The 8,007-nt window shown below is 63.1% G+C and carries 6 protein-coding genes and 1 pseudogene; all 7 read right to left on the bottom strand.

All coding sequences use genetic code 11. The features are described from left to right. Positions 1-63: 63 nt before the first annotated feature. Positions 64-1,449: pseudogene (locus C6W91_RS20290) on the bottom strand (type IV secretory system conjugative DNA transfer family protein); the annotation flags it as partial. Positions 1,450-1,457: 8 nt separating this feature from the next. Beyond that, positions 1,458-3,791, bottom strand: a complete 2,334-nt coding sequence (locus C6W91_RS20285) for a relaxase/mobilization nuclease domain-containing protein (protein ID WP_370571501.1) — start codon at positions 3,789-3,791, stop codon at positions 1,458-1,460. Further along, the gene (locus C6W91_RS20280) at positions 3,778-4,371 is read right to left on the bottom strand and encodes a transposase (RefSeq protein WP_370571500.1); all 594 of its coding nucleotides are present in this window, start codon (positions 4,369-4,371) and stop codon (positions 3,778-3,780) included. The genes C6W91_RS20285 and C6W91_RS20280 overlap by 14 nt, the downstream gene beginning before the upstream one ends. Before the next feature lie 563 nt (positions 4,372-4,934). Further along, positions 4,935-5,141, bottom strand: a complete 207-nt coding sequence (locus tag C6W91_RS20275) for a hypothetical protein (protein ID WP_007120662.1) — start codon at positions 5,139-5,141, stop codon at positions 4,935-4,937. Positions 5,142-5,680: 539 nt separating this feature from the next. Then, positions 5,681-6,697 (bottom strand): GSU2403 family nucleotidyltransferase fold protein, encoded by a 1,017-nt coding sequence (locus C6W91_RS20270; RefSeq protein WP_370571499.1) that lies wholly within the window; start codon positions 6,695-6,697, stop codon positions 5,681-5,683. Positions 6,698-6,829: 132 nt separating this feature from the next. Then, positions 6,830-7,711, bottom strand: coding sequence for a DUF2493 domain-containing protein (locus C6W91_RS20265; protein ID WP_370571502.1), 882 nt, complete (start codon positions 7,709-7,711; stop codon positions 6,830-6,832). 45 nt (positions 7,712-7,756) lie between these two features. Beyond that, on the bottom strand, positions 7,757-8,007 hold a 251-nt coding region (locus tag C6W91_RS20260), incomplete at its 5' end, for an IS3 family transposase (protein ID WP_370571498.1).

Raw genomic sequence — 8,007 nt, 5'->3', positions numbered from 1 at the left:
TGGCCGGGCCCGCCAAAAGCGCAGCGTGAAATCGAATGCAGGCGACAACTACCTTGACGAACACCGGCTCAGCTCCTCGACGGTTTTTTCATCCGACGGCGTGAGGTAGAGCTTCACGCCCGCGTTGCCCTGCAGGGCGCGGCGGGTGTTCTCGCCGTAGATTTCATCGAGGGCGGGGATCGTTTGCGTAACTACGGCCAGATGGCCGCGATACGTGCGCAGGGTCTCGATGCTCTCGACCACAATGGGCATCTTGCCGAGGCGATTGAACTCGTCGAGCATGATCATCACGGGCCAGGGCTCATCCGGCCCGGGGTCCTTTTCCTGCATGGCGGAGAGGAGATCGGAGAAGAACAGCCGGATCAGTGGCGCGAGCGGCTTCACCATCAGCGGTTGGACCACGAGATAGACCGAAAAGGGCTTCTTGCGGATCGTCCGGAAATCAAAGTCCGAGACCGCCGTCGCTTCATCAATGGCCGGGTTCTGCCATTGATCGAGCCCCGAGGTCATCAGGAGCGAGACGTAAGAGGTCAGCGTATCGTTGTTGGTGGACGCCAGCCGCGTGAAGATCAGCTTGGCGGCCCTGTTATCCACCTCGTGGCCGCGCGCGAAGTATTCCTTCTGCTTGTTCCCGCCCGAGGCCGCGATGCGGTAGATCTCGCCCAAGGTGGGGCGCTTGCGCTGGAAGGCCAACAGGCCTGCCGCCACGAAGAGATCGATCCCGCCCTTGAGAAGGCCCTGCACCCGGTCATTGTCGCTTTGCAGGAAGAGCGTCGCGAGAAGCTGCAATTCCATCTGCTGGCGCGCGGGATCTTTCAGTTGATAGATGCGCAGGAGCGGGTTGTAGCGATGCGTGCGCTTGCCCTCCCAATCGGTGGGGGCAAAGCGATAGACCTTGTCGCCTTGGGCTGCACGGTGCCGGGCCGTGGCCTCGAAACACTCGCCTTTCACATCGAGCGTCACGGCGGAGCCTTGCCAGGTCAGCAGGTTCGGAATGACGAAGCCCGAGGTCTTGCCGCGGCCCGTGGGGGCCACAATCAGCGCATGCGGGAAGACTTTCGAGCAGATGTATTTCGCGCGGGATTTTGGAGTACCGAGCTTGCCGAGAATGAACCCAGTTCCGGGTGCGCCGAAAAACCCATTGGCCTTCATCTCTCGCGCGGTCTGCCAATGGGTCTGGCCAAAGCGTGTCAGGGCGGACCCTGAGAGGGCGAGGCTCAGCATCAGGCCGGCGGCGGCGAAGCTGCCGATGATCAGGTGAATAAGCTGGGCGTCCTCCGGGCGGCGGTCCAGGATCGCCAGATAGTTTTGCGCGATATAGGCAAAGTCGATCTCGGCCCCGAAGCCGAGATCCTGGTAGGTCAGCACCGCCGAGGCGATGGTGTAGCCGATGGCGGCTGTCACCAGCGTCACCAGCAAAACGCCGGTCGCGATCCGCGCCTTTCCCATGGCGGCGCTCAATGGACCTGACCCCGCTCGGTCTCACCGTCCACGTCTGTCGCGCGGTGTTTTTCGTACTCAGCATCGGCGAGTTCATCGACCACCTGGCGCAAGGCCTCGGTGTTGGCCGTCGCGGCATCGGATTGCAGATAGACCTTAGCGACATAGAGCCGGTCGAGACGGTCCTCGAGAACCTTGTCCAGCGCATCGGCATCGCCGGATGTGAGCCGGCCCAATTGGCGGTCATCCAGCACCCGCGCGATCTCCTCGCGGAAGGCGTCCCGCTCCGCCTCGGTCTCGAAGGGCGCGGACAATTCCCCCGCCCGCTCATGGTCCAGAACACGCGCAATCTCGTCTGCAAGGCGGTCGGCACGGTCAGACTGCGGCGCAGTTTCACTGCGGGCTGCGAGGGGTGCGTCGCGCGTGCCAACCCCAAGCCCCTCGCGCAACTCGGTTTCGCGGCGGACCTGATTGATGGCCTCGGTGTTGCGTATCTCGACGACGGCCGCATAGGTCGCGCCTAGACCACGGGCGAGGTGGGATGGCATGTCCGCATAGCGCGCGCGTAAGTCATCCGTAACTGCATCCGCAACAGGGGTGCGGGCATCGCGACCCTCAATGATCCGGTCGACCTCGCGGCTGATCTCTCTGGCGCGGGCCGCATCGGTGATGGTCTCCCTATAGGGCGCGGACCGGTCGATCACATCGCCAGGGCGTGCGAGTAGCTCCGGATGTGCATCGAGATACGTGCGCTGCTCCGTCTCGATCCGGCGCTCCGCCCGTGAGACAACCTCCCAGTCCCGGTCCTCGATCTGCTGCGCGGTCAGGCCGTCTGCGCGCATCTCCTGACGGATTGTCCCTTCCATCATCCGGACCGCGTCCCGGTGATAATGGAACCGCTCGCTGACCGGTTCCGCTTCCACGATGCCATCCCGGCGCAGCACGCTTTCCCTTTCCAGCAGCGTACCGAGTTCGACGTGCACATCGTTGAGAATGTCGCGCGCCTGTTCCAGATCGGCGCGGCGTTCGAGGTTCAGATCGCGCGCCTCAGCCACCTTGGAGAGATCATCGGCGATCCATTGATGCTCGAGCGCAGCATTTGAGGCGCCCGTCTCGATCCGGGCCACCACTTTCGATGTGCTGATCCCCGTGCCCCGCAGGGCCGCGTCGATCCGCGACCGCAGGCGCGGATCGGCGAGGCGCTCCAACTGGCTTTCCTGTATGTTTGCCTCTGAGTAGACCCCGCCCTCCGAGGGCGCCTCTGACAACGTGCTCGAACGCAATCCGAGCGGCTGCATGTGCTGGACCTGCGTCTGGATCTCGATGAGGCGTTTTTCCAGCACGGGACGTTCCGCGTCGGACTTCTCGGCGATCATGCCCTGCACCCGCGCGAGCTTCTCCGCATAGAGGCTTCTCAGATCCTCGAAACTCTGATCCTCGGCCATATACACATCTCCTGTTCGGTCCAGCTGCCCGCCGCGCGCCAGCACCTCACCCGCGCGGAAAAGGGCTGTGGCAATATCTTCACGGGCCTCGCGCGATGCCTCCGCAGCAAGCGAGTGGTAGACGGTTCTGGTATTGGCAATCTCCGCGAGCGTCCGCGTCAGGTCGGTGCCCACGCGTTCGCGCTCGCGGGGCGCGCGCCCCTCTTCTTTCGCCGCATAGACCTCGCTGGTCCGGGCGGGGTAATGCACGACACCGCGATCCACCCGGCGCGTGGCTTCCAGGCGCACGCCGTACTTCTCCGCCTCCTCGACCATGGCGAGGCGGAAGTCGTCATAGTTGAAGCGGTGGTTGCGCCCCAGAAAGAAGAACTCGCCTTCCTGCGAGTGGCGGTTCAGCACCAGATGCGCATGGGGGTGATCGCGGTCTTCATGCACCGCGATGATGTAGTCGAAATGCCCCTCATCGGTCTGGAAGAACCGCTCTGCCACGTCCGTCGAGATGTCGCGCACATCCTCGCCGCGCGTGCCAACTGGGAAGGACATGAGCATATGGGTGGTCTGGCCCAGCTTGGGCTTGAAGCCCGCGTCCCACCGCTTGGCAAAGCGCTCGGTGAGGTCCTTGATGTCCTTCGCTTCGAGCTTCGCCTTGCCATCGAGGAACCCGCTACTGTCCACGATATGGGTAGACTTGGTGGTGAGGTAATCGAGCTGGTTCATCAGCTGCGATTTGGTATGCGTGCCCCCACCCCGGATCGCCTTGAAGACCGCTGGCCGATGCCCTGCTGCCGCGCGCGCAAGCTGGCTCTGCTTGGCGACATACAGCCCCTGCATCGAGCCTCGGATTCGGCTCCAGCCATCCCTGAAGACCTCCCCGGTGACCGCGTCAACCGCATCATTCAGCCGCATGGGCAAACTCCCTTAGCGCAGCACTGGCCTCGAGCTGCATCGCGTCGCGCCGACGCCGCAGGAGCAGATCGATCTCGTCGGCGGAATCGAGGATGAACCGCGCCAACCCGCGCATCTGCGCAAGGCGCAATTCGGAGAACTCGGCACGCGTGCCACCATCAGCCCCCTGCCCCATCCGATTGGCCCGCGTCATCTGCTTGGCGATCTGTGCGACCCCATTGCCAACCTCATGCAAAGAGGACCTGTATCGCGCCATCTCTGCTGCCATCTGCGCGTCCGGAACGAAAACCCCGCCCGCCGCCTGAATGAGCCGCCGCAGCCCCTCGGCTCTGCTCTCGATCCCGGCGGCGGCCAGCACCGCGTCGAGCGCCTTAAGCTCCGCAGCCGTAACCTTCACACTGACCGCGGCGACCGGGATCGCAGCATCCGTCTGGCGCTCGGCATCGGCTTTCAGGACGTAGCGCACGGCCCGCGATGTGACCTCGAAACGCTCAGCCAGCTCAGACGTCGACACACCCTCCGCGGCCTCGCGGACGATCTGCATCTTCTCGATCTCTGTCAGGCGTTTTGTTCGGGACATGCGGAAGAAAGACCCCCTATTTCCTGCCACCTTCCACCAAGGCTGCCCCCACATTACGATAATATACCACGATGTCAATTATATACTTTAGTTGCATTCAGCCTCAGGCAGCCTTGGTGTCCGCTTCCCCCGCGGCCCGCAGGGACGCGGGCCTGCCCCCTCGCCAACAAGAACCCCACCTGTCCAATGGGTCCCTTTCCCCAAACACCGCCCGAGGGTCTGACCGAACACGCATGTGTTCGGACGGAACCGCGGGCGGGCGCAAACCCCACCGACAGGGCGGACAGGCAGGGTCAAGGAGGGCCAGATTTGGCTCCGCCAAATCTCTGCCGCAAAAACCGGGAGGCCTTGGCCGATAGGTTTTTGTGGATGGCCCCCTTGAGGCTGACTGGCCGGTCTGTCGCGGCCGGATCATTCCGAGCGGCGATCGTCCGTTGCGCGCGCAGCGACCGGCACCAAGAGGAGGTCACCTCGGGCGAACTGACCGCCGGATACGGCATCCCTGGAACAGGGATCGGGCCGCCCCAAGATCGTCCTGGGGCGGCCCATCCTCGCCAGAGGATTTAGTCCTGGGGATCTTTCGCGCTCGGTGGGAACATCACCAGCTCCGAGACCGCGACCGGGAAGTCGAGCTTGAGGCTGAAGAACTCCGAGCCGTCCCCGTTGCGGGTGTTGCGGAACATGGCGCCCACGCGTTGGAATCGGGTGCGCTCCTGGCCATCGGTATCGGTGAACTTGACGGGAACGGTGGCGACGTAGTGGTTGGTCATTTGGGTTACTCCTTATTGCGATGAGGATCACCCAGCACGGGGGCAAGAGGACCGGTCGCAAGCGCAAATGCGGAGGATCCGCGGCCCCGCCGTGGAAACCGTATTTGTGCTTGCCGAAGCGTGAGCTGAGGGCACGAACGGGCCGACCCCGTGCGATCCACATGCATAGCAAAAAGGAGGGACCCGATTGACCTGTGCCATCACGCAGTCGCCACCATCCGCGTCCACGTCCTGCCGAACCTGGCCGGGGTGCTGATGACGCCCGCCCGCGTGGGTGCGATGTTCCGCGACACCACCCGAGGGTCGAGCAGGGCTTCAGCCTCAAGTGCGACGTCTCGACCCCTCGCGTCTTGCGCTGCTGACGATGTGCTAGGTGCGCACCATCCCCAGCCCGTACCGATGCGGATGGGCCGAACTCTGACGGGCTGGGTAGAGGGATGACGGTGCTGGACGCCGTGAGATGCAGATCAAGTGTGACCGATCGCACGCGCCATGAGATTTGACGAAAGGACCGCCCGAAGGCGACCCGGTTATGGCCATCACGCGCCCAAGCTGTCGAGCATCCCCCTGGTATCAGGCATTCGCTTCAGCGAGTTGCCGATGTGTTCCCGCCAGCGCGGCCCAACCTCCATTGCGGTGGCATAGGCCCGAGCCAGATCATCGGGCCGGTCCTCGGCCATCGCTTCGATAAGGAAAGCCGCCTGCTCGCGGTCCTTCGCGGATTTCAGGCCCCCTGCCCCATCGCGGCGCCGGTCGGCAATGATCAGTTTGTGGACTGCATAACGCTCCGGGCGGGGCACCTGCACCAGAACGCCGGATCTATAGATCGCCGCCGCGTGGATCGGCTCAGCGATCAGGAAGTTGAGATAGTTCAATCCTTGGGCGTTCACGCCCAATGCTGGCAGATCACGGATGGTCTCATCCCCGAACGCCGGTGTCAGGAACTCGACCAACTGGCCGCTGCCACCCTGGGCCCATCGCCATGTCCGACCTTGGTCAAGAGCTGGCAGAGGATCGAATTTGAGCGCTGAGAACGTCTCGGCAAGACCCGGGTCGACCTGATCCTGCAACGCAACGCTGAGCTTCTCGAACTGCGCGATGTCGATGTCGCCAGTATTGGCCATACCGCCAATTGGCAGACGGATACCAAGCTCGCCTTCATAGAGGCGAAATGCATTGGTTCCGACGATGGTGCCACCCAAACGGAAGGTCCCGGCTGCGGCCATGGCCGACAGGATGGAACCGGTCGCCCGGTCGATGGGCGTCATGCCTTCCGCACGCAAGAGCCGAACAAGCCGCGACCGTTCCGCCTGCCGATCCTTGGCCGTTGCGCGCAGCTCTTCGATCCGGTCGATGCGCGCGCGCGTCTCGTCGCTGTCTTCGCCGATATAGATGAACCGCATCTCCGTCCCGACACGGCGCGCGGCATACCAATAGGCCTTATCCCCACGCTCCTTGAGCGTGGGCTTGCCTTCGACACCGGACAAGGCGTCGTCCTTCAGAAGACGCACCAGGTCGGTATAGGCGCTCATCGCGATGCTGCTGAGTGGGGTCATGCCTATCATTTCCAAGTTTTGCTTGGCACACATATACCTATCAAAACAGGAAATTGCTAGGCAAAGTGATTTGGAGAACGTCCACACCCATAAGAAACGACGAAAGGGCCGCCCGAAGGCGACCCTCTTTCTTCAATCCTGCGACGCCTTCTTCGCCGGGTCCGCAACCCGCATGACCGTCAGGCCTTTCGCTTCCGCCTTCTGCCCGAGGTTCAGCGCGACCCCGTTGCCGCCGAAGAGCACAACCCCCGTCGCCGCGAACTTGTCGTCCAGCATCTCGTCGTTGCACTTGAACGGTGCCGCCCGCCCATGCGCGGACCAGCGCGGATCGAAACGCGCTTGTGCGACACCCCGTGCGCGAGCCCACCGAGCCGCGATCATCTCCGCCCCGTGCTTGCCACCCTTGTGGCAGAGGAAGATTTCCTGATTGCGGTTCTGCTTGATCCGCTCGCGAACCTTGTCGAGCGTGTTGAAGATCACATCAACATCAGTCCAGTCGGTGGCGCCCGAGACGATCAGGGGAACACCCTCGACTTTCGACTTCTCGGCGGTTTCCCGGTCGTGCTGCTCCAGAAGCTGCCGCGCCTCGAAGACCGCCCCGGTCTCTTGCGCCCGGACGCTTGCGCGCGACCCGGCTGCCGGGATGAAGGCGTGGCCGGTCTCGATCTCGTAGCATTCCGCCGCAGCCTCGCTCATCACCTCTATGGCGCCGACAATCTCGCGCAGCTGCAGAAAGCGCGCCTGCGCTTCTTCGAGCGCGGTCTCGGCGATCTCCGATCCGTCATGGGACTTTGCCAGCGCGCCGATCTTGTCCGCAGTGCGGTCGACCTCCTTGCCGAGCGCCACCTTGCGCCGCTGCAGGATCGTGGCGAGCCCATGGGCGAGCGGTTCGATTTCTGCTTCGAGCCCGGTCCCGCGCAACTGACCAAGCAGAGCCTCGAAGCTCTCGCGGATGATGCGGTCGGTCAGGATGTGATCTTCCGGGATCGGCAGCTGTGCATCCTTCTCGGTCAGTCCGAAATGGACCTGTCGCGTATTTGTGCCGCCCCAAGTGCTCGTTTAAGCCACTTTTCTTTCGAAGGCGACCGGGCTTTTCCAGCCCAATGCTGAGTGCCGTCGACGTGGATTGTAGAAGCCATTGATGTATTCGAAGATCGCCATCTCGGCTTGCCGCCTGGTTGCCCATGACCGTCGCCAGATCAGCTCGGCCTTGATGGTTTTGAAGAACGTTTCGACGGCCGCATTGAAGCTCCTATATCGGTCAAGCCGTGATTTCCGCTGTTTTTGGCACACAAAGCTGACTGTAGATT

Source organism: Phaeobacter sp. SYSU ZJ3003 (assembly GCF_041300735.1).
GTDB lineage: Bacteria > Pseudomonadota > Alphaproteobacteria > Rhodobacterales > Rhodobacteraceae > Phycobacter > Phycobacter gallaeciensis_A.
Note: the sequence above shows the minus strand (reverse complement) of the source record. Positions and strands in the feature narration are given on the sequence as shown.